Origin of the sequence: Sphingomonas prati (assembly GCF_014643515.1) — a bacterium.
Lineage (GTDB): Bacteria > Pseudomonadota > Alphaproteobacteria > Sphingomonadales > Sphingomonadaceae > Sphingomonas_R > Sphingomonas_R prati.
Window position 1 is genome coordinate 175,737 of record NZ_BMJP01000005.1, and the last position, 22,050, is coordinate 197,786.

Consider the following 22,050-nt stretch of genomic DNA (forward strand, 5'->3'; position numbering starts at 1 on the left):
GGGAACCTCATCTTGATCGATCGCCGTCAGTTCATCGGGTCCGCTGGCCTCGCGGCCGCGGGCCTCGCGCTTCCTGCCCAAGCCGCTACGCTCACGCCCGAACGGCTCGTCGACGATATCCAGCATCGCACCTTTCGCTTCTTCTGGGACACCACCGATTTACGCACCGGCCTCGCGCCAGATCGCTGGCCGACACCCTCCTTCGCGTCGATCGCGGCGGTCGGCTTCGCGCTGACCGCCTACCCGATCGGCGTCGCCCGCGGCTGGATCAGCCGCGCCGCCGCGCGCAAGCGTACGCTCGCCACGCTCCGCTTCTTCGCCGCCGCTCCGCAAGGTCCCGACCCGCACACCAATGCCGGCTACAAGGGCTTCTTCTACCACTTCCTCGACAGCCAGACCGGCCTCCGCTTCGGCCGCACCGAACTGTCCACCGTCGACACCGCGCTGTTGATGGGCGGCGTGCTGTTCGCCGCCGGCTGGTACGACGGCGACCATCCGGACGAGGTCGCGATCCGCACGCTCGCCGACCAGCTCTACGGCGCGGTCGACTGGGCCTGGGCGGTCCGCAACGCGCCCTTCCTCTCGATGGGCTGGCACCCTGAAACTGGGTTCATCAAGAGCGACTGGGACATCTACAACGAGGGCATGCTCCTCTACGTGCTTGCGATGGGCTCGCCCACGCACCCGCTGCCCGACGGCACGTGGCAGGGCTGGTCCGCGCGCTTCGAACCCAGCTGGACGACCGGATCGGACAACCCGCACCTCCATTTCCCGCCGTTGTTCGGCCACCAGTACAGCCATCTCTGGATCGATTTCCGCGGGATCCGCGACGGCTATATCGCCGGCAAGGGCATCGACTATTTCGAGAACAGCCGCCGCGCGACCTACGGGCAACAGACCTACGCCATCAGGAACACCGGCCGCTGGACCGGGTACGGCCCGGACTGCTGGGGTCTCACCGCCTGCGACGGACCCGGCGACTTCCTGATCACGACCGGCGACCGCCAGCGTGCCTATTTCTCCTACTCCGCCCGCGGCCCCGCGGACCGCGACGACGGCACCATCGCCCCCACCGCCGCGCTCGGCTCGATCGCATTCGCGCCGGAGATCGTGCTGCCCACCGTCACCGCGATGCACGCGCGTTACGGCCGCGGCATTTACGGGCGCTACGGCTTCCTCGACTCGTTCAACCCGACGCTGACCGACACCACCGCGCCGCTCTACCATGGCCGCATCGTGCCCGGCATCGGCTGGGTCGACGGTGACTATCTCGGCATCGATCAGGGGCCGATCGTCGGCATGATCGAAAACCACCGCTCCGGCCTCGTCTGGCAGACGATGCGCCGCAGCCCCGCCATCCGCCGCGGCCTCACCCGCGCGGGCTTCACCGGCGGCTGGCTCGCATGATGCTCCCCCTCCTGCTCGCCGCGCTCGCTGCCCAGCCCGCCCCGCGCGACCTGATCCGGGGCGGTGCCGCCTGGACCTCCGCCGCCTCGGACGGCGTCTCGTCGCAGGTCGCCATCACCGGCGGCGCGCTCGACCTCGACTACGACTTCGCAAAGGTCTCCGGCTACGCGGTCGCGCGCCGCGCGCTGCCGCTCGACTGGCCGGCCAACTACGCGCTGCGCCTCCGCATCCGCGGCACCGGCGGCGTCAACGATCTCCAGATCAAGTTCAGCGACGCCGCCGGCACGAACGTCTGGTGGGTCCAGCGCCGCAATTTCCGCCCCACCCCGGACGGCCAGACCATCACCATCCGCCCGCGCGACCTGGAATTCGCCTGGGGCCCCACTACCGACAAGACGCTGCGCAAGACCGTGTCGCTGGAGATCGTCGTCGTCCGCGGCCGCGACGGCGGAGCCGGCCGCATCACCATCGACGAACTCACCTTCGAACCGCTCCCGCCCCCCGTCCCGCTCCCCCCACCGCGCGCCAGCGACCCGCGCGCGCTCGACGGCCACCGCGACACGCTCGCCCCCTTGCGCCGCCCGCTGACGATCGACTTCGGCGGCCGCAAGGAACTCGGCGGCCTCACCCTCCACTGGGGCCGCAAGCCCGCCACCAGCTACCGGATCGACGCCTCCGACGACGGCCGCCGCTGGCACGCCCTGCGCACCGTCACGAACGGCGACGGCGGCACCGACCCCGTCCGGCTCCCTGACACCGAAACACGCTGGCTGCGCATCACCGCCCCCGGCGCGCCCGACCTTGCCGAACTGGACGTCATGCCCCCCGCCTGGGGCACCCCCCCCAACGCGATGATCGCCGCACTCGCCAAGACGGCCCCGCGCGGCACCTACCCGCGCGGCTTCACCGAACAATCCTACTGGACGCTTGTCGCGACCGACGGCGGCGGCGGGTCCGGCCTGATCGGCGAGGACGGTACGATCGAGGTCGCGCGCGGGGGCTTCTCGCTCGAACCCTCCGTTATCGCCGACGGCAAGCGCTTCGGCTGGGCCGACGTCACCGCGACGCACCGCCTGCGCGACGGCTCGCTCCCGATGCCCGCGGTCGACTGGCGCGCCGACGGCTGGTCGCTCACCACGACGCTCGTCGCCGACCACGCCACCGCACGGCTCCTCGCCCGCTGGCGCCTGACCAATACCGGCAACCGCCCCCGCACGCTCCGCCTGCGCATCGCCGTCCGCCCGTTCCAAGTGAACCCGCCCGCGCAATTCCTCAGCCAGCAGGGCGGCGTCAGCCCGATCTCGCGCATCGCCTGGACCGCCGGCCACCTCGCCGTCACCACCCCCGCCGCGATCGCCGGCGATCCCGTCCCCGTCCGTACGCTCTACCCGCTTACCAAACCCAACTCGGTCGCGCTCCGCCCCTTCACCCAAGGCGCCCTCGCGGACGACACGACCGTCTGCCACGCAACGACAGTCGAAGACCCCGACCGTCTCGCCTCCGCCACCCTAGACTGGGAACGCACACTAGCCCCCGGCGAAACGCTCGACATTCCCCTCGTGATCGGCGGCGACACCACTCCCACCACCGCAGCTTTCGATGCCGCCGAAACCGCCACCGCCGCCTATTGGAAGCGCACGCTCGGCACGGTCGCGATCACCGTCCCCCCATCCAAGCAAGCCGTCGCCGACACCGTCCGCACTGCGCTCGCCCACATTCTGATGAGCCGCGACGGCCCCGCGCTCAAACCCGGCACGCGCTCCTACGACCGCAGCTGGATCCGCGACGGCGCGATGATGGGCGACACGCTGCTCCGCCTCGGCCACCCCGCCCCGGTTCGCGCCTTCGCCGACTGGTACGGGACGAAGCTGTTCGGCAATGGCAAGGTCCCCTGCTGCGTCGATGCGCGCGGTCCCGATCCGGTGCCCGAAAACGACAGCCAGGGCGAATATATCCACCTCGTGACACAGCTCTACCGCTACACCGGCGACCGCCCCGCGCTCGCCCGCGACTGGCCGAAACTCGACGCCGCCCGCCGCTACATGGAGGGCCAGCGTCAATCCGAACAGACGCCCGCCAACCTGACCCCCGACCGCCGCCACCTGTACGGCCTCATGCCCCCGTCGATCAGCCACGAAGGTTATTCGGCCGAAGCGCAATACAGCCTGTGGGACAATTTCTGGGCGCTCACCGGCTACAAGGACGCCACCTTCGCCGCCACCGTCCTCGGCCGTCCCGAGGCCGCCACCATCGCCGTCCAGCGCGACCAGTTCGCTCAAGACATCCGCGCCGCCATCACCGCTTCGACGCGCCGGTTCGGCATCGATTTCATCCCCGGCGCCACCAGCCTAGGCGATTTCGACGCAACCTCCACCACGATGGCGCTCGACCCGGCGGGCGAGGAAGCACGGCTCGACCCCCGCCTGCTCGCCAATACGTTCGACCGCCAATATGCCCGCGTCATGGCCCGCACCCGCCCGGACGCGACCTGGGCCGACTACACGCCCTACGAACTGCGCAACGTCTCGGCCCTCGTCCGGCTGCGGCAGCGCAACCGCGCCAACGACCTGCTCGCCGCCTACATGGCCGATCGCCGCCCGGCGGCGTGGAACGGCTGGGCCGAGGTGGTCGGGCGCGACCCGCGCGAAATCCGCTTCATCGGCGACATGCCGCACGCCTGGGTCGCGTCCGACTTCATCCGCGCCGCGCTCGATCTCTTCGCCTATGTTCGCACCGACGAGGGTGCGGTGGTCGTTGCGGCCGGTCTCGACCATAAATGGCTCTTGGGCACCGGATCGTCGATCAAGGGACTGCGCACGCCTTACGGCACGCTCGATCTCTCCGCCCGCGAAGCAGGCGGCACGCTGCTGATGACCATCGCCGGCGACATCGCCGCACCCGGTGGGTTCGTGATCCCCTGGCCATTGTCCGGCAAACCCGGCCCGGCCCGGATCAACGGCAAAGTCGTCCAGCCTCGTGACGGGAAACTTCACGTGATGAAATCAACCCCGCTTCAAATCGAATGGAGGCCCCTCCGCTAGACCATCGCGACGCTATCCCCCTGCCGCTAAACGCCTTTCGCTTCCTGCGCCGCCATGCCACACATGCATGGAAGCCGGCCGAAGACGCCGTCGTGACGGGGGACGGACGTGGCAGGACGAACAAGACATTTCGCGATCGCAGCGATCATGCTGCTGGCCGGTTCCGCCAATGCACAGCCAGTCGCGCAGCCGGCAGCCAAGCCCGCCCCCGCGACCAACGGATGGGGCGAGCAGGTTCACACCAACGCGCCGCTCGGCCGGATCAAGCGGTTCCCGGGAGACGGGTCAGGCGCCTTCGCCACAGGCCGCTACCGCAATCTGTTCGCCGAACAGCTCGGCAAGACGCCACAGGAAACGCATGCCCGGATCGAGCAGGCGTTCCAGCGCTTCTTCCACGGCGACGGGCAGGAGGAGACGGTCTATTTCGAGACCGGGGCCAACGCCAACGGCACGCTCGCCTACGTCACCGACTGGGCGAACAACGATGCGCGGTCGGAGGGCATGAGCTACGGCATGATGATCGCCGTCCAGCTCGACAAGAAGCGTGAGTTCGACGCACTCTGGAACTGGTCCAAGACCCACATGCAGGTGACCGACCCGCAAAACCCGTCCTTCGGCTATTTCGCCTGGTCGATGAGCACCGACGGCTCGCCGCGATCCGTCGGCGCCGCGCCGGACGGCGAGGAATATTATGTCATGGCGCTCTACTTCGCCGCGAACCGCTGGGGGAACGGCACGGGCATTTACGACTACAAGGCGGAGGCGGACAAGATCCTGTCGAACATGCGCCACCGCGCCGTCATGACCGGCACCGGCCCGTTCCGGATCCACCCGGACGGACCGCCCTTCGTCCAGCCGAGCACGCCCTGGCCCAGCCCCAACAACCGCACCGCCGCCGCCGAGGCCGCGAAGAAGGGCGAGCCCTGGCCGCCTGCGATGTTCGGGACGACGCGACCGAACCGGCCGGTGACGGTCGGGCCGATGGTCGAGGAAAGCCACGCCATGATCCGGTTCGTGCCGGAAACCAGCAACAATACCACCGACGCGTCCTATCACCTGCCGCACTTCTACGAACTGTGGTCGCGCTGGGGGCCGGAGGCGGACCGTGCTTTCTGGAGCAAGGCGGCGGACGTCAGTCGCGACCTGATCGTGAAGGTCGTCGGACCGAAGACCGCGCTATCGCCCGAACGCAGCAACTTCGACGGATCGCGCCTGATCGGGCGCGACGGCAAGCCCGTCGAATTCGGCTACGACAGCTGGCGGACGGTCAGCAACTGGTCGGTCGACTGGTCATGGTTCGGCAAGGATCCGCGCCAGCGGACGCTGAGCGATCGCAACCAGGCCTTCCTGTTCGGGCAGGGGATCGACAAGTTCGCGGACCGCTACACGCTCGACGGCAAGCCGCTGTCCGATCGGCACTCGTCCGGCATGGTCGCCGCCACCGCGGTCGGCGGGTTCGCGGCCACGCCCGGCCCGGTGTCCAAGGCGTTCCTGCAAACCGTCTGGGACATGCCGCTCCCGACCGGGGAGCAACGCTATTTCGACGGGATGCTTTACCTGATGAGCATGATGCACCTCAGCGGCGAATTCCGGATCATCGCGCCGGCCACCGCGCCGCAACCCACGCGCTGAGCGCGTCGCGATAGAAACAGTGTCGCCGCGGCGGCCGGTCCGGATCGGTTCACCGTCCCGGCCGGGCGGGGTGCCGACGAAGCGGAAATGGCCGGATCGGATCGGCGGCGCGGATCGTTGCTTTCACGACCCCACCCTCGGGACAACACCCAAGGAGCTGCCATGTTTCGATCGATCCTCATGGGCCTCGTCGCCGGACAGCGCGCGATGACGCCGCTGTCAGCTTTGGCCGGCGCGGCCCGCCGCGGCACGCTGCCGTACGACAATGCCACGGCGCGGCTGATGGCGCATCCGCTGTTTGCCACAGGCGGTGTCGTCATGGCCGTCGCCGAAATGGTCGGCGACAAGACGAAGACCGCACCCGACCGCACCGTGTTCCTCGGTCTGCTCGCCCGGACCATCACCGCCGGCTTTGCGGGCGCAACGCTCGCGCCACCGAAACGGGAACTGGCGGGCGCAGCTTTGGGCGTGGGCGCGGCAATCGCGTCGTCCTATGTCGGGCTGGCCCTGCGCAAGCAATCCATGAGCCGCTGGGGCCAGACCGCAACAGGGTTCGCGGAGGATACGCTGGTTCTCGCCGCGGCAAACGCCATCGCAAACGCCATGCCGGCGCGCGGCCGCGGTTCGGTTACGAGTTCAAGCTCGCTTCGGTAATCGGGACGGGATGACGCCGGTCGTCATCCCGTCCGAGGCCTAATCAGGGCCCGGTCTGGAACAGCGACGGGGCAGGCCTGGCATCGATTGGAGCGGCTACAGCGTTCGCTCGGCCAGCGGCGCGACCCGGATCAACAGCAACCCGCCGAGCAGCGCCATGCCGCCAAGCGCAGCGCAGAACCACAGCACGCCGGGCCAGTCCCCCCACGTCCACGCAAGCCCCCCCGCCGATCCGAGCACACTCGACCCGAGATAGTAGCAGAACAGATACCAGGCCGCGGCCTGCCCGCGCCGTGCCCCGCCACGCCGTCCCACCCAGGCGCTGGCGATCGATGCGCCCCGAAGAACCCGATCGTCACCACACCGATCCCCGCGATCACCAGCCAGAGCGGCGCCGCCCCGGACATCGCGACACCCGCGATCAGGATGACGGTCGGCACCCAGAAGACCCGCCGCCGGCCGAGGCGGCCCGCCAGACCGCCGAACCACGCGGAACTCGCCGAGCCAAGAATATACAGCAGGAACACCGCGCCGACCGCCGCCTGACCCAATCCATAAGGCGTGGCCATCAGGTGGAACCCGGCATAGTTGTAGATCGAGACGAACACCCCCATCAACAGGAACGCCTCCGCATAGAGCAGGCGCAGCCCGGGATCGCGGAACAGCGGTCCGGCATCTCGCACCGTGTCCAGCCACCCTCCCCCGCTGGGCGTGAACCGCCGGGACGGCGGCGCAAGCCGTCGGAACGCCTCCGCCATAGCAAGCCCCGCAACACCCACCGCGACCAATGCCCAGCGCCAACCCGCGACATCCGCGACCAGCCCAGCGATCAACCGCCCGCCCATCCCGCCCAGCGCGCTGCCGGCGATATACAGCCCCATCGCCGATCCGACCGCGCCGGCGTCCACCTCCTCGGCGACATACGCCATGGCGACGGCCGGAACGCCGGCCAGCGCAAGCCCCGCGAGCAGCCGCAGCGCCAACAGCGCATGCCAACCCGGCGCAAGTGCCGCCGCGATGGTCAGGACGCCCGCCGCCAGCATCGCCGCGACCATCAGCGGCCGCCGCCCGACCCGATCCGACATCGCACCTGCGACCAGAATCCCGACTGCCAGCGGCCCCGTCGCCATCGACACCGCCAGCGACGCCCCCTCCGCCCGCAACGCGAAGCGCTCGGCCAGCAGCGGCAGCAACGGCTGCACGGAATAAAGCGTCGAAAACGTTGCGAACCCGGCGAACAGCATCGCCAGCGTCAATCGCCTGTAGCCGATCGTGCCCAGCGCATGCGGTTCGGGCATCAAGACGCGTCGCCGGTCGGCGCTACCAACCCCTCGGGCACGACGGCACGCCTGTCACCCGATCGGATGGCGCAGTTCCAGCAACGGATCGCATCGGCTTCGTCGGCAGGAACCCTGGTCATGCGCCGCACATAGGCACGCCGCAAGACGCACCCTAGGCTTTCGTTCGAAACTACCCGGCGTAGGGTCAGGCCTTCGCGGGCTCGGCGTCGGTCTTCGCCGCGATGCCGTAGGCACCCACGACGAACACCAGCCCGCCGACGATGTTGCCCAGCGTCACCCAGACCAGATTGTGGACCGCACCCGCCAGCGTGATCGTCTCCCCCGGCGCGAACAGCCCGAGCGTCAGCGCGGTCATGTTCGCCACCGAATGCTCGAACCCGGCCGCGACGAACGCCAGCAATATCCACGCCATGACGATGCACTTCGCCGCATCGCCGATCACCCGCGCCGACGTCCAGATCGCCAGGCAAACCAGCCAGTTGCACAGAACCGAACGGGCCAGCAGCGTCATGGCATCGGCCTCCACTTTGTGCGCGGCATAGGCGTCGAACATCGTGCTGGCGTTCGCGAACACCTGCCCGCCGCCGCCTGCGATGAAGATGCCCGACAGGATCAGCGCACCGATCAGGTTGCCGACCCAGACCACGACCATCAGCATCGCGGCGTCGGCCGGCCGCACCGTCCGGCGCATCAGCCCGAACCCCAGATACATGACGTAACCGGTGAACAACTCGCCGCCCGCGAACACCGACAGCAGGAGGCCAAGCCCGAAGGTCGCGCCCATCACCAGCGGCCGCACGCCCGCCGGCAGGCCTGCAGCGGCGCTGATCGCCAGGATCATCGCGATGCCGATATAGGCCCCGGCCAGCATCGCACCGACGAAGAATCCCATGGGCGACCGCCGGATCGCAACCGCTTCCGCGGCCGCACGGCCGGCAAAGCCGGTGATGGTGGGTGCATACATCGGCTCAGACTTTCGCAATGACGGGACGGCCGGCAACGCCGGCGCGTTCGACGATCAGTTCGGCGCCGTCGTCGGCGCCCGCGGCATGAATCTGGACCGGGACCGACTTGTAGGACGGCGTGAAGCTCTGCTTGTCATGGTCCTCCAGCGCGATCAGCGGTTGCGTCTCCGGATAATAGGACGCGCAGCAGCCATCGGGCAGGTCATGCTCGACCAGCGTCAGCCCCTGCACGATCCGGTCGGCCCGCTTGAACTGCAACGCGGTGGTCACGTCGATCACGTCGCCCTCCGCAAAGCCCAGCCGCGCGATCTCCTTGGCGTTCATGAACAGGATGTCGCGCCGCCCGAAGACACCGCGATACCGATCGTCGAGCGCGTAGATCGTCGTGTTGTACTGGTCGTGCGAGCGCAGCGTCGTCAGCCGCATGACGCTCGGGTCGCCGATCGTCTCGTTCTCCTCGACACCCGGCGACACCATGAAGTTCGCCTTCTTCGATTCGGTCAGCCACACCCGCTCCGCCGCCGCGTTGGGCAGGTGAAACCCGCCCGGTTCGCGGATGCGCGTGTTGTAGTCCTTGAACGCCGGGAACACCGCCTCGATGCTGTCGCGGATCGTATCGTAATTCGCGACATAGCCGTCCCAGTCGATCCCGCCCTTGGCGCCCAGCGTCGCCTTGGCGATCCCCGCGACGATCCACGGTTCGGACCGGACATTCTCGCCCGGCGGCATCAGGAACCCGCGCGAAGCATGCACCATCGACATCGAATCCTCGACGGTCACCGACTGCGGCCCGCCCGCCTGCGTATCGCGCTCCGTCCGGCCAAGGCATGGCAGGATGTAGGTCGCGCCCTTCGCCATCAGCAACTGCGTGCGGTTCAGCTTGGTCGTGATGTGGACGGCCAGGTCCATGTTGCGGAACCCCGCGGCACACGCCTGCGGATCCGACGATGCGATCGCCAGGTTCCCGCCCAGGCACATGATCGCCTTGGCTTTCCCGTCGCGCATCGCGGCGATGCTTTCGACCACCGAATGGCCGTGCTCGCGCGGCGGTTCGAACCCGAACACCTCCTTCATCTTGTCGAGCAGCATCGGCATCGGCCGCTCGGTGATGCCGACCGTCCGGTCGCCCTGCACGTTGCTGTGCCCGCGCAGCGGACAGATGCCCGCCCCCGGCCGGCCGATATTGCCGCGCAGCAGCAGCAGGTTCGCAATCTGCTGCACGTTGCTCGTGCCGGTCCGGTGCTGCGTGATCCCCATGCCGTAGCAGGCGATGGTCGCCTTCGACTGCGAATACAGCCGCGCGACCTCTTCCAGATCACTCCGCCCCAGCCCGCTGGCCGCGACGATATCGTCCCACTCCGACGCTTCCAGGTCGGCGATCAGCGCATCGATGCCAGTCGTATGTTCGGCGATGAACGCATGGTCCAGCACCGGCGACTCGCCCGCGGCGGTCGCGGCCTTGTCCAGCGCGACCAGCGCCTTGGAAATCCCCTTCAGCGCCGCGGCGTCGCCACCGACCTTTACCTGCAGGTAGCTGCTTGCGATCGGCGTCGCGGAGAACGTCGCCATCTCGACCACCGACTGCGGCGATTCGAACCGCTCGAGCGAGCGCTCCTTCAGCGGGTTGAACGCGATGATCTTGCCACCGCGACGCGACACCTCACGCAGCGTCGCCATCATGCGCGGATGGTTGGTGCCCGGGTTGTGACCGATCGACAGGATCAGGTCGGCGTGGTCGAAATCCTCCAGGCTGACGGTACCCTTGCCGATGCCAATCGACTTGGGTAGCCCGACCGAGGTCGCCTCGTGGCACATGTTCGAACAATCAGGGAAGTTGTTGGTCCCGTACAGCCGCACGAACAGCTGCAACAGGAACGCCGCCTCGTTCGAACACCGCCCGGACGTGTAGAATTCCGCCTGGTTCGGATCGTCCAGCTTGGCCAGACCCGCGCCGATCTCGGCCAGCGCCTCGTCCCAGCCGACGACCTCATAATGGTCGGTCGCCTTGTTGTAGCGCAGCGGTTCCGTCACGCGGCCCTCGCCTTCCAGCCAATGGTCGGTCTTCGCCCACAGGTCCGCCACCGAATGCTGGGCGAAGAATTCCGCACCGATCTTCTTGGCGGTCGACTCCCACGCTACGGCCTTCGCGCCATTCTCGCAGAATTCGAACGAGGAGCTGTGCTTTGGGTCCGGCCAGGCGCAGCTTGGGCAGTCGAAACCGTCCGGCTGGTTCGACTTCAGCAATGTCTGCGCGCCGCGCTGGACAATCTGCTGCGCCTTGAGGCTCAGGGCGACGGCCTTCAGCGCCCCCCAGCCGCCGGCCGGGCCGGTATAATCCTTGATCCCGTCGGGACGCTTGTCACGCATACTCGAATCTCCAGGCGACCAGGCCGCTTACGGATGGCCGGTCACTCGTCGTTCCAAGAGCCTCTCGCGAGGAAAACGCAAGTTTCTTCGCAGCTTGCGTCGATATTCCGTGGTCCGGCCGTGCCGGATGCGTCCCTTCCACCCCTCCCGCAAGAATGACGACCTGCCCGGCGGCAGGTCGCCGAGGCTTCAGAACCGCGCCTTGAACCCCATGTAGAAGGACCGGCCCAGCACGTCGTAGGTTCCGGGCAGCGTGTTGCCCGGCGTGCCCGCGATCACCAGCGGCGCCTTGTCGAACAGGTTGGTCACGCCGGCGCGCAACTGGAACCGTTCGTTCACCGCGATCCGACCGGTCAGGTCGAACAGGTCGTAGGACGGCACCCCCGCCGCCGGGCTGGCCGGGCGGATGACGCTCGTCACGTCGCGCATCGCGTTCAGGTGGCGCCAGCGCACGCCGATGTCGGCCTTGCCCAGCGTCAGGTTACCCGTGGTCGTGTACCGCCAGCGCGGCAACGGCAGCGAGTTGGTTGCGTCGATCGTGCCTGCAAACTCCTGGAACGCATCGGTCGGGAAGTTCTTGACCTGATAGCTGTCGAGATAGCTCACCAGCGTATTGAGCGAGAAGCGCACGTCCCCGCCGTTCGCCAGCGACGCGATATCCACGCTCCAGTCGAGCTGGACGTCGATCCCCTTCGTCTTCAACCCACCTAGGTTGAGGTAGGGCAGCGCCACGTTGGTGATCCCGCCCGTCTGGTCGCGCGTGATCAGCCCGCAGAATGTGTTGGCCGCATCATAGGTCGGGTTGCTGCCGTCCTGGTTGTAGCATTTGGCGAGCGCGGTGTTCCCCGCCACGGTCGAAATGACGTCCGTGATCGAGATGTCGTAATGATCCACCGACAGCGACAGGCCGCGCAGCAGCGGCGACTGGAAACGCGGGCGCAGCACGATGCCGGCCGTCTTGGTGGTCGCCTTTTCCGGGCTAAGCGCGAGGTTGCCCGAGTTGGTGACCGGGATCGCCACCGTCGTGAAGTTGTAGTTATCGACCAGCGCGGTCGGCACGCCGGTGGCGATGCACAGCGTCCGCAACTGCGCCGCTCCGCTGCCCGTCCGCGACACGCTGCGCACGTCGCAGGGGTCGCCCGATGCCGGCGGATTGCCGATCTGGACCTGCGCACCCGTCGCCGAACTGAACAGTTCGCCGATGTTCGGGGCGCGGATCGCGCGCTGATACCCGCCGCGCAATAGCACCATCTTGACCGGCGACCATTCGACTTCCGCCTTGTACGTCGTGGCCCCGCCCGTGACGTTATAGTCCGAATAGCGCGCACCCAGGCTGAGGTTCAGCGTCTGGAAGAACGGCGTTTCGCGCAGGATCGGCACGAACAGTTCGCCGGCGATTTCCTTCACGTTGGTCCTGCCGCTGGTCGGGTTGGTCTGGTTCGTCGCGAACACGTCGCCCGCGACCAGCTCCGCGCCGGGCTCGAAACTGTATTTGTTCTCGCGGTACGTGCCCACCACCGACAGCTTCAGGTCGCCGGCAGGCAGCGTCAGTAGCGTGCCCTGCACGGCCCCTTCGACCGTATTCTGGCGGATATCCTCGTCACGGCTCACCCGGCGCGTGATGAACGCGGCGCAGGCGGGCGAGATTGTCCCGGCATTGGCGAGCCCGAACGGATTATATCCGCCCGCGCACAGCGACTGCCCGCCGTCGCTCGCCCCCAGCAGGCGGTTCAGCTGGCTGCCGAGTACGCCCGGCGCGATGTCGTCATGAATGACGTTGCGGTCGCGCGATCCGTAGATGTCGTAGGTCCAGTCGCCAAAGCCCAGCTTGCCGCGTGCGCCGACGATGAACTGGCTGGTTTCGAACGTGGTGTCGAACACCCGCGACGGCAGTTCGGTGAACCGCCGGTTGATCGCGAACGGCGCATTGGGGTCGGGCCGCGATGCCAGGACCGCGCGCAGGCTGGCCGGGATGAACGGGTTGGCGGCGGACACGTTGACGTTGATGAACTGGGTCAGCGAATTGCCGACATTGGTCTGCGCTTCGGAACGGGTGAACAGCCCCTGCGCGTACAGCGTCAGCGCGTCCGACACCTCATACTCGGCCTTGCCAAACGCGTTGAACCGCTCCAGCGGCCGCTCGATCGACTGCTGGCGCGCCACCGGCTGGCGCACGACATTGCCGAACGTGACATAGTCGCCGGTCGTCGGTCCGGCATAGTTGGTCGCACCGACCTGGCTGAACAACGACCCGTCGTCGTTGAACCCCAGCGAGTTGGTCCGCGCTACCGTACCAGGCGCACGGTTGCCGAACGCCGCATTCACCGCGGCCTGCGTCGGCAGGTTGGTGGCGGACGGCACGAACGTCCCCTGCCCGATGAACGACGACAGGATGCCTAGGTCGAAGAACGACCGCTCGGATCCCTTCAGCTCGTCGCGCTTGGTATAGCCCGCTGCCCCCACGATGCTGAACCGGTCGTCGCCGGACGTCCAGCCACCGACGGCCGACAGGTCGGTCGCCAGCCGGTCCGCGCGGAACGTGTTGCCGATCTGCCCGTCGATCTCGATCCCGTTGATGTTGCGGCGCGTGCGGAAATTGACGACGCCGGAAATCGCGTCCGACCCATAGACCGCCGACGCACCGCCGGTGATCGTCTCCACGCTTTCGATCAGTGATTGCGGGATGATGTTGACGTCGGTGACGTTGAAGACGGTCGACGGCGGCAACCGCCGCCCGTCGAGCAGCACCAGGTTGCGCCGGTCGCCCAGGCCGCGCAGGTTGAGCGTCGCGCGCCCCGCGCTAGCCGCCGCCGATGCGCCGCCGCCCTGCGATCCCGACCCTGGAATGAACTGCGGCAACTGGTTCAGCGACTGTTCGACGTTGACCGCGCCGGTGGCCTTCAGCGCTTCCTGGCTGGTCGTCACGATCGGGCTGGCGGAGGTATAGTCGCTGCGCGTGATGCGCGATCCGGTCACGACGATCTCGCCGTCGCCGGTCTCCGCGGGCGCGGCCTGAACCTCGGCCGGGGTCGCGGCACCCTGGCTGGGCAGCAGCGCGGGCGACGTCTGGTCCGCGGCCGGCGGCAGCGAACTCGCGGCCGGCGCGGGGGTGGTCGTCTGCGCGACGCCCGCCGACGCCCAAAGCAAGGCTACCGCGGACACACCGATCCTGTACCTCTTCATGACTGATCCTCCCTGATTTGTTTTTTGGTATCGACACACTGCTGATCCGCAGCGATTTCTAGGTGACCTGGGGCAGCTCGATCCGGCTGACGTCGGTCAGGATGACGATGTACGAAAGCGCCCCGAGCAGGGCGACGACCCCGATGAACCCCAGCGCGTAGGCGAAGCTGCCGGTGACCGCGACGATCCCGCCGATGACCAGCGGCGTGATGATGCCCGCCAGGTTCGCGGCCAGGTTGAAGATGCCGCCCGTCACGCCGAGCATCCCTTCCGGCGCGATGTCGGACACCAGCGTCCAGCCCAGCGCCGCCATGCCCTGCGCGAAGAACGCCAGCGACAGGATCGCGATCACCACCCGGTCGTCAGTGACGAAGTTCGCCGCGACGATCGTCGATGCGAGCAACAGGCCGAGAATGATCGGCAATTTGCGCGCGACCGTGGCCGACACACCGCGACGCAGCATCGTGTCCGACCACCAGCCGCCGAACAGCACGCCAACCGACGCGGCGATGAACGGCAGGATCGCGAAGAAGCCGATCTTCAGCCAGTCCATGTGACGCTCGACCGCTAGGTAGGTCGGGAACCACGTCAGGAAGAAGACGAGCGTCGAATTGCCCGCGAACTGACCGAGGCAGATCCCCCACATCTTGCGTTCGCGCAGCAGCAGCGACGCCTTCGACCAGTCGAGTTTTGGCGCGGCGGCGTGCGCCGCCAGCCCGCCGCCGGCGACAATATGCGCGATCTCCGCCGGGTTGGCATTGCTGTCCGCCGGCTCGCGGTAGCCGCGCCACCAGATCAGCGCGAAGACCAGTCCGACGCCGCCCGCCCCCACGAACAATGACCGCCAGCCCCAGTGCGCCAGCATCGCGAACAGCAGCGGACTGAGAAACGCCAGCCCGATATACTCGCCGACCGTATAGACCCCGGTCGCCAGCGCGCGTTCCTGTCGCGGAAACCATGTTGCCACCACCCGCCCGTTCGCCGGGAAGCAGGGCGATTCCGCGATCCCGAGCAACAGCCGCAGCCCGAGCAGCGAGGCGATCCCGCCGACCAGCGCATGGAACAGCGTGAACAGCGACCAGAACCCGACCGACAGGCAATAGGTCAGCCGAGTCCCGAACCGGTCGAGAAACGCCCCGCCCGGGATCTGCGACGCGGCGTAGGTCCAGGAAAATGCGGAGAACACGACGCCCATCAGCGCGGGGCTGATCGACAATTCCTTGGTCAGCGCCGGCGCGGCGATGCCCAGGATCGTGCGGTCCAGATAGTTGATCAGCGTACCGGTCGCGATCAGCGCCAGCATGCTGAACCGGACGCGCGACCGCCGATCGCCCGACGCCGCCACCGCGGTCATGCGCCCGCTCCGGTCAGCGCGGCGAAATGGCGCATCATCCGGTCGCCGTCCGCCTTGCGCCCGGTGAAGATCTCGAACGCGCCCACCGCCTGAAACACCGCCATGTTGCCGCCGTGCGACGTCCGGCACCCGGTCGCCCGCGCGGCCTTCAGCAACGCGGTCTCCAGCGGGAAATAGACGATCTCCGCCACCCACAGGTCGGGCCGCAGCAGCGCTGCGTCAAGCGGCAGGCCCGGATGCGCCGCCATGCCCGTCGGCGTGGCGTGGACCAGCCCCTGCGCATCGGCCAGCGCCGCGGCGATGTCGGTCGATGCGGTGGCCGCGTCGGCGCCGAAGCGCGCGCACAAGGTTGCGGCCAGCCGTTCCGCCCGACCCACGTCAGTATCGACGACCGCGACATGCGTGGCACCCATCGACAGCACCGCGGCCGCCGTCGCCGCGCCAGCCCCGCCCGCGCCCAGCTGCGCGACGCGGTGTCCGCGGATGGCGCCGATGTCGCGCTCGATCCCGACCCGGAAACCGGAGACGTCGGTGTTGTAGCCGCGCGTCCGGCCGCCAACGATCCGCACCGTATTGACCGCGCCGATCGCCAGCGCATCGTCGTCGACCTCGTCCAGCAACGGCAGGATCGCCTGCTTGCACGGATGGGTGATGTTCAGCCCGTCGAAGCCCAGCATGATCGCCCCGTTCAGCAACGCGGGCAGATCGTCGACCGACCGGCCGAGCGCGACGAGGTCGATGATGCGGTAGATATAGCGGCAACCCTGCGCATCGCCTTCGGCCATGTGCATGGCGGGCGACAGCGACCCGCCGATCCCCTCACCGATCAGCCCGATCAGCCACCCAGTGCGCGGCGATGGCTTCCGTGGCACGGCCGAAGCCGGCTCGTCGCGAGCAAGACGTATGTCGCCCATCAGTTCCCGTCCCTTCTTGCGCCAGCTTTTCCGCCGGTCTGCAATCTTTGTGTACGAACTAGTACGTTCATGTCAACTGCCCTTCGCGGTACTTGCCTAACGAGGGTGCCCCAGCCGATAGAGCATCGATGGCCAAGCCCCCTCCTCCCCCGGTCGACCAGCGCCGTTCCGCCGAGCGGACGCGTGCCGACATCGTCGAAATCGCGTTGAACGAATTTGCCGACAAGGGTTTCGCCGGCGCCCGGATCGACGAGATCGCCGACCGCACCGATGCGTCCAAGCGGATGATCTATTATTATTTCGGCAGCAAGGAGGGCCTGTACCAGGCGGTCCTCGAACATGCCTATGCGTCGATCCGCACGACGGAGGCGGTCGCCGAACTCACGTCGCTGGCCCCCACCGCGGCGCTCGCGCGGCTGGTCGAGATCACGTTCGACTATCACCTCCAGCATCCCGAATTCGTCCGGCTGGTGATGAACGAGAACATCCAGCGGGGCACCGCGATCGGCGCACTCGACAGTACGCGCACCCGCAACGATTCCGTGCTCCACATGATCGGCACGCTGCTCGATCGCGGCGTCGCGGATGGCGTGTTCCGGACCGGCCTCGATCCGATCCAGCTCCACATGACGATCAGCGCGCTTGCCTTCTACAACGTGTCCAACCGTTACACGTTCGAACGCATCTTCGCCTTCGACATGACGTCGGACGAGGCCAACGCACAACGCCGCGCGATCGTCGTCGATACCGTTCTGCGGGCCTGCCAGGCCTGACGCGCGGGGCTTAAACCGCGGCGCGCTACCACGGACACCCCGTCACCGCCCGACCGGCCCGGCTCCCGGCCCGCCCTATTGCATCCCCGCTTCCAGCTGGCACCTCCCCGGATCGGGTGCGGAGGTGCTCTTCCGCCGCGCCTCGATTTGCCGACGCGCGGCATCCATGTCGTTCCGGAACGCCGCGACCGAATGGAGCGCCGCGACCTGCACCGCTCCCGCCAGATAGCCCGCTTCGACCGCGCTGCGGTTGTGCGATCCGCAGATGTAGCGGCTTTCGCCATATTGCCGCCCGCGCCGCAGGATCGCCGTCGCCCGGTCCGGCATCAACTCCGCCAGGATCAGCGCGGTCGACCAGCTGGCGGTCGTATGGCCCGAGGGGTAGTCACCGTTCGCCGCCAGATGCGCCGTCTTCGGCTCGCCGATCGGCGCGTCGTTATCCAGATAGGGCCGTCGCACCGCCAGCGTGTCCTTCGCACGCCCGACCATGTTCTGGTCGCCGTCCCGCGCCATGACCCGCGCCAGCGCCGGCAGGCCGGGGTCGTCCAGCCGCAACCCGGCGGCGCAGCTAAACACCACCAGCCGGTTGGCGGTCACGTCGCTCGTCGCGATCCGCCCGCGCTCCGTGCCGAGCAATGGCCGCGTCGCGCGGAACGTCGCGGCATCGTCCACCGCCTGCGGCGATCCCTTGGCCGGCGGGGCGGGCAGGATGCGAACCAGATCCGGCACCCGGGCACCCGCCAGATAGGCCGGCTGCGCGACCGGCGCGGCAGCGGCAAGCACGACCAGCGAGACGATCGGAACCATCACTTTCCCTTCCCCTCCAGGTCGCCACAGGCCGGGCGCCGCACGGGATTGCACCGCGCCACGATACCGCCGGGCAACGCGACATGATAGCCGCCCGACAGGCGCGCATCCGGCCAGAGATAGTCCGTCGACACATATTGCGCTCCGCCGGCCAGCGCCGCATCGCGCGGCTTGGTGTCGTTCGCACGGGCCTCCCGCGTGTTGGCATCGGCGCGCGTCCGCACGATGAAGCCCGCTGCCACCGCCCGGCGGATCCGGTCCGCATCGCGCACCGGATCGTTCAGCGTCAGGTACGCAGCGGCCGGCGACGCCTCGTCGGTGTTGATGAAGAACACCCGCCCCTCCAGCGACCGCCGCGCGCCGCGATAGACGGCAACCTTCGCCGGCGTTTCGTCCAGCGCGAACAGGAACTTGCCGCGCGCCGCGTCCAGCGTCGGCCACGCATTCGCCAGCACCGCCTCGCGCAGCGTGGGGTACCGCCCCTGCACGTGGTCCGGAACGATCAGGTGCGCCGTGTCCATGACGGACCGGATCTCGGCGTCCAACGCGTCATAGGCCTTGCTGTTGAACGGCAGCGCGTCGATCCCGCCGCGCGCCGCATTCTGTTCGTCCTTGGCGTTGAACATCAGCAGGATCGGCACGTGCCGCGGATGCGCATCGGACCAGCGTCGGATCGTGCGCAGGCACTCGACCAGCAGGACGCAGGACGATCCGTTGTCGATCCCCGGGATATGCAGCACCTTGAACCCCGGCCGGCGCAGCGCCGGATCGGACGACCCCGCCGCATAATGCCCCCCGACAGGATCGTAGTTCACGTCCAGTTCCAGCTGCCGCGCCCCGGCGTCCAGCTGTTCGGTCAACGGCCGATGCCCGTAATCCAGCGCATCGGCCATGGCCGGCGACACCGCCCGCACCCGCGCCATCGTCGCGGCGGGCATCGGCAGCTTGTAGCTGTTGTGTGTCCCGATCACCGCGATGTCGTTCATCCTGAGCGGTGGCGCCGCACCCGCGCCCGCCGCCGCGAACGCCAGCCCCGCCGCCGCCATCGTCCGAATGATCGACATCGCGCTTTCTCCCATCAAAATTTAAACAGCAACGACCCGGACACCGTCCGCCCGAAGATCGGACGCGCGAGGATGATCGCGCCGGCTGCCACCCCCGGCACCGCCTGCGCCCCGCCGCCCTGGCCCAGGCCCAGGCTGTTCGACAGGTTCGTTCCCTTCACCTGCACCGTCACCTGGTCGGTCACGTCCAGTTCCGCGCTGGCGTTGAACACCGAAAATGCAGGCAACCTGACGATGTTGGCGTCGTCGTTGAACTTGTTGCCCTCGTACCGCCATTCGCCCAGCACGCGCAGGCGACCGTTCGCCAGCGTCAGCCGCGGGCGGACGCTCGCCATCACCTTCGGCATGCTCGACGGGCGGTTATCGTCGAACGATGTCGTCGTCGTGACCCCGCTCGCGATGGTGTTGTAGCTGTAGTTCTTGAACTTCGGGTCCTGATAGGTCGCCGTCGCCGCCACGTCGAACCAGTCGGTCGGGCGCAGGCTCCCCTCCAGCTCGACGCCGATCGTGCGGACGTCGCCATAGTTGATCTCCTGCACGATCAGCAGCGACGTCGGGTCGATGAACGTGTTGGTGAACTGCACGTCCTGGAACGAATTGTAGAACACCGTCGCGAACAGGCTGCCCCAGGGCTGCTGGAACTTCACGCCAGCCTCGGCCTGGTCGATCGACTGGCTGCGCACGTCGGTGGGCAGCACATTGTCGCGATACTGCCCGATCTGCGGCAGGCGATAGCTGCTGGTGTACCGCGCGAACACGCCGGCATTCGGCAAGAACTGCCAGTTAGCACCGATCGTATAGCTCTTGTCGTCGAACGCCGGGTCGAACCGCGTCAGCACGCCCGATCCGTAGAGGACATTGTCGTCCGCCAGCGTGGTCGCATCGCCCAGGTTGAAACTGCGCACCCCCTCGCTGAACCCACGGATCCAGATCTTCTCGTACCGGAACCCGCCGTCGATACGCAGCTTCGGCGTCACCTGCCATTCGTCGGACAGGTAGACCGCGGCATCCTCGTATCCGCCGAACGAGTGGGCGAACCGCGACTCGTACCGCGCGATGCCCCCGTCGGTCACGCGCCCGACCACCTGCCCCGCGGCGTTCACCGCGACCACGTCGAGCAGCCGCGCATTGTCGCGCACTTCGGTGATGCCCACGCCGTCGTTGCGGTCATGCGCCCAGTCCGCGGTCGTGCCGTAAAAGCCGAGCTTCACGTCGTGCCGTCCGATCCCGGTTTCGAACACATGGCCCAGCTCGACCAGCCCGATCATCTCCTTGATCGGGTTCTGGATCGACTGGAAGGTGTTGACGCCGACCAGCCCGTTGCCGTTCGCATCCGCCGGATACGCGCTGCCGTCGCCGGAATAGACGAACCGCACGTCGGTTGCCCCCTGTGCCGCAAACGCGCGCAGTGCGTTGGCGCGGTTCGTCGTCAGGTACGCCGCCTGCGTCGACAGGTTGTTCAGCCCGCGCGCGTTGCGGTTGGTCTTGCTGTCGCGATACCGGAACCCCGCGTTGATCGTCGTCCCGTCGTCGAACCGCATGTCGCCCTTGGCGGTAAACTGCAGGTCGCTCGTCTGGTTGAACAGGTTGAACGCGGCATCGCGGATGCCCGCCGGCGTCTTGATCACGACATTGCCGTCCTCGGGGCCGGTCAGCGTGTCGTCATTGCCGTTGAACGGCGTCAGCGGCCGGATATTGCCCGACGCGGTCCGCACCAGCGGGATCGCGTCGAAAAAGAAGTTGTTGTCCTCCAGATACTTCACGCCGAACGACAGGTTGCCGCGCGCGAATGCCTTCGACACGATGACCCGCCCCTGCCCGCCTTCGTTCGCGGTCGGGCCGGGGTCGCGCACGCCCTGATCCTTGTTGTAATATCCGCCGATCGAAAAGCGCCAGTCGTCCGCGATCGGCCCGCCGATCCAAACGTCCGCCCGCGCCTGGCCGTAGTCCGCGGTGGTCAGCTTCAGCAGACCGCTCAGTTCGGGCGTCCCGCGCCGCGGGATGAAGTTGATCAGCCCCCCCGGCGCGTTGGCGGCGAAGATCGACGACGGGCCGCCGCGCACCGCCTCGATGCTGCTATAGCTTTCGTCGATGCGCAGAAACTGGTCGACGTTGATCCAGTTAATGCCCGGATCGTGCTGGATCGGCAGGCCGTCCTCATACACCGCCAGCGATTCATAGCCGCCGCGCGGAATGCCGCGAACCCGCGTGTTGTTCGCGCCGACACCGGCGGACGAATCCGCCCATACGCCGGGGATCTGCTGCAACGCCTCGGCCAGGTTGCCGATCGCGCGCTGGCGCAGTTCCTGGTCGCTGATCGTCGTAATCGAATAGCTCGCCTCGACCTTGCGCTGGTTCACGGTGCCCAGCCGCCCGGTGACCACGATGTCCTCGCCATTGCCGGCCGAGTTCGTCCGCGCCGTGTCACGTGGCGCGGTGTCCTCCGCGACGGCGGGTGCCGTCGCAACGTCCTGCGCGCCGGCGGCGCTGCCGATCATGGTCACGCCGATGCATGCCGCGGTCGCCCGCAGTCGATTGATGGTCCGCAATGTCTTACCCCCCGGTGATCGCGGCCGTTGCCCGGCTCG

15 protein-coding genes are annotated in these 22,050 nt (G+C 67.9%); 5 read left to right on the forward strand and 10 right to left on the reverse strand.

The annotated features are described in order from the left end of the window. Positions 1–12: 12 nt before the first annotated feature. The 4 genes from IEX50_RS14720 (at position 13) to IEX50_RS14735 (ending at position 6,734) form a co-directional block, all read left to right on the forward strand. Positions 13–1,407: a glucoamylase family protein gene (locus IEX50_RS14720; RefSeq protein ID WP_157176994.1), complete on the forward strand. Its 1,395-nt coding sequence runs from the start codon at positions 13–15 to the stop codon at positions 1,405–1,407. Next, positions 1,404–4,448 (forward strand): discoidin domain-containing protein, encoded by a 3,045-nt coding sequence (locus tag IEX50_RS14725; protein ID WP_229674076.1) that lies wholly within the window; start codon positions 1,404–1,406, stop codon positions 4,446–4,448. Before IEX50_RS14720 ends, IEX50_RS14725 begins: the two co-directional genes overlap by 4 nt. Positions 4,449–4,556: 108 nt before the next feature. Beyond that, a complete protein-coding gene (locus tag IEX50_RS14730; protein ID WP_221237647.1) occupies positions 4,557–6,080 on the forward strand; it encodes a family 8 glycosyl hydrolase in 1,524 nt (507 codons plus the stop codon). 162 nt (positions 6,081–6,242) lie between these two features. Beyond that, complete coding sequence (locus tag IEX50_RS14735; RefSeq protein WP_157176993.1) at positions 6,243–6,734, forward strand: DUF4126 domain-containing protein; 492 nt, start codon at positions 6,243–6,245, stop codon at positions 6,732–6,734. A gap of 131 nt (positions 6,735–6,865) precedes the next feature. Here the strand turns inward: IEX50_RS14735 and IEX50_RS14740 are convergent, their stop codons facing one another. The 7 genes from IEX50_RS14740 to IEX50_RS14765 form a co-directional block, all read right to left on the reverse strand. Continuing rightward, positions 6,866–8,032 carry an MFS transporter gene (locus tag IEX50_RS14740; RefSeq protein WP_229674078.1) on the reverse strand — a complete coding sequence of 389 codons (1,167 nt, stop codon included), beginning with the start codon at positions 8,030–8,032 and terminating at the stop codon, positions 6,866–6,868. Further along, positions 8,032–8,154 carry a hypothetical protein gene (locus tag IEX50_RS17695; RefSeq protein WP_268237805.1) on the reverse strand — a complete coding sequence of 41 codons (123 nt, stop codon included), beginning with the start codon at positions 8,152–8,154 and terminating at the stop codon, positions 8,032–8,034. Before IEX50_RS17695 ends, IEX50_RS14740 begins: the two co-directional genes overlap by 1 nt. A 65-nt stretch (positions 8,155–8,219) precedes the next feature. Next, the gene (locus tag IEX50_RS14745) at positions 8,220–8,999 is read right to left on the reverse strand and encodes a formate/nitrite transporter family protein (protein WP_157176992.1); all 780 of its coding nucleotides are present in this window, start codon (positions 8,997–8,999) and stop codon (positions 8,220–8,222) included. A gap of 4 nt (positions 9,000–9,003) precedes the next feature. Next, positions 9,004–11,367 carry an FdhF/YdeP family oxidoreductase gene (locus IEX50_RS14750; RefSeq protein ID WP_157176991.1) on the reverse strand — a complete coding sequence of 788 codons (2,364 nt, stop codon included), beginning with the start codon at positions 11,365–11,367 and terminating at the stop codon, positions 9,004–9,006. 189 nt (positions 11,368–11,556) lie between these two features. Further along, positions 11,557–14,550, reverse strand: a complete 2,994-nt coding sequence (locus IEX50_RS14755) for a TonB-dependent receptor plug domain-containing protein (RefSeq protein WP_157176990.1) — start codon at positions 14,548–14,550, stop codon at positions 11,557–11,559. A 58-nt stretch (positions 14,551–14,608) separates the two neighbouring features. Continuing rightward, positions 14,609–15,904: an MFS transporter gene (locus IEX50_RS14760; protein ID WP_157176989.1), complete on the reverse strand. Its 1,296-nt coding sequence runs from the start codon at positions 15,902–15,904 to the stop codon at positions 14,609–14,611. Beyond that, positions 15,901–16,818: a shikimate dehydrogenase gene (locus IEX50_RS14765; protein ID WP_157176988.1), complete on the reverse strand. Its 918-nt coding sequence runs from the start codon at positions 16,816–16,818 to the stop codon at positions 15,901–15,903. The genes IEX50_RS14760 and IEX50_RS14765 overlap by 4 nt, the downstream gene beginning before the upstream one ends. Positions 16,819–16,946: 128 nt before the next feature. Between IEX50_RS14765 and IEX50_RS14770 the strand changes: the two genes are divergently transcribed. Continuing rightward, positions 16,947–17,591 carry a TetR/AcrR family transcriptional regulator gene (locus IEX50_RS14770; RefSeq protein WP_157176987.1) on the forward strand — a complete coding sequence of 215 codons (645 nt, stop codon included), beginning with the start codon at positions 16,947–16,949 and terminating at the stop codon, positions 17,589–17,591. A 75-nt stretch (positions 17,592–17,666) separates the two neighbouring features. Here IEX50_RS14770 and IEX50_RS14775 read toward each other — a convergent pair whose 3' ends face one another. From IEX50_RS14775 to IEX50_RS14785, 3 genes are read right to left on the reverse strand one after another with little or no spacing between them, the layout of a single operon-like run. After that, positions 17,667–18,398, reverse strand: a complete 732-nt coding sequence (locus tag IEX50_RS14775) for an acid phosphatase (protein ID WP_157176986.1) — start codon at positions 18,396–18,398, stop codon at positions 17,667–17,669. Then, on the reverse strand, positions 18,398–19,462 hold the full coding sequence (locus tag IEX50_RS14780; protein WP_198350679.1) for a phosphatidylinositol-specific phospholipase C1-like protein: 1,065 nt from the start codon (positions 19,460–19,462) through the stop codon (positions 18,398–18,400). Before IEX50_RS14780 ends, IEX50_RS14775 begins: the two co-directional genes overlap by 1 nt. A gap of 14 nt (positions 19,463–19,476) precedes the next feature. Continuing rightward, positions 19,477–21,960: a TonB-dependent receptor gene (locus tag IEX50_RS14785; RefSeq protein ID WP_198350678.1), complete on the reverse strand. Its 2,484-nt coding sequence runs from the start codon at positions 21,958–21,960 to the stop codon at positions 19,477–19,479. Positions 21,961–22,050: the final 90 nt, after the last annotated feature.

Coding starts and splice junctions, on each gene's coding strand:
- IEX50_RS14785 (WP_198350678.1), bottom strand. CDS start 21,960: ATGATCGGCAGCGCCGCCGGCGCGCAGGACGTTGCGACGGCACCCGCC.
- IEX50_RS17695 (WP_268237805.1), bottom strand. CDS start 8,154: ATGACCAGGGTTCCTGCCGACGAAGCCGATGCGATCCGTTGCTGGAAC.
- IEX50_RS14750 (WP_157176991.1), bottom strand. CDS start 11,367: ATGCGTGACAAGCGTCCCGACGGGATCAAGGATTATACCGGCCCGGCC.
- IEX50_RS14760 (WP_157176989.1), bottom strand. CDS start 15,904: ATGACCGCGGTGGCGGCGTCGGGCGATCGGCGGTCGCGCGTCCGGTTC.
- IEX50_RS14780 (WP_198350679.1), bottom strand. CDS start 19,462: ATGTCGATCATTCGGACGATGGCGGCGGCGGGGCTGGCGTTCGCGGCG.
- IEX50_RS14775 (WP_157176986.1), bottom strand. CDS start 18,398: ATGGTTCCGATCGTCTCGCTGGTCGTGCTTGCCGCTGCCGCGCCGGTC.
- IEX50_RS14725 (WP_229674076.1), top strand. CDS start 1,404: ATGATGCTCCCCCTCCTGCTCGCCGCGCTCGCTGCCCAGCCCGCCCCG.
- IEX50_RS14765 (WP_157176988.1), bottom strand. CDS start 16,818: ATGGGCGACATACGTCTTGCTCGCGACGAGCCGGCTTCGGCCGTGCCA.
- IEX50_RS14745 (WP_157176992.1), bottom strand. CDS start 8,999: ATGTATGCACCCACCATCACCGGCTTTGCCGGCCGTGCGGCCGCGGAA.
- IEX50_RS14735 (WP_157176993.1), top strand. CDS start 6,243: ATGTTTCGATCGATCCTCATGGGCCTCGTCGCCGGACAGCGCGCGATG.
- IEX50_RS14755 (WP_157176990.1), bottom strand. CDS start 14,550: ATGAAGAGGTACAGGATCGGTGTGTCCGCGGTAGCCTTGCTTTGGGCG.
- IEX50_RS14770 (WP_157176987.1), top strand. CDS start 16,947: ATGGCCAAGCCCCCTCCTCCCCCGGTCGACCAGCGCCGTTCCGCCGAG.
- IEX50_RS14740 (WP_229674078.1), bottom strand. CDS start 8,032: ATGCCCGAACCGCATGCGCTGGGCACGATCGGCTACAGGCGATTGACG.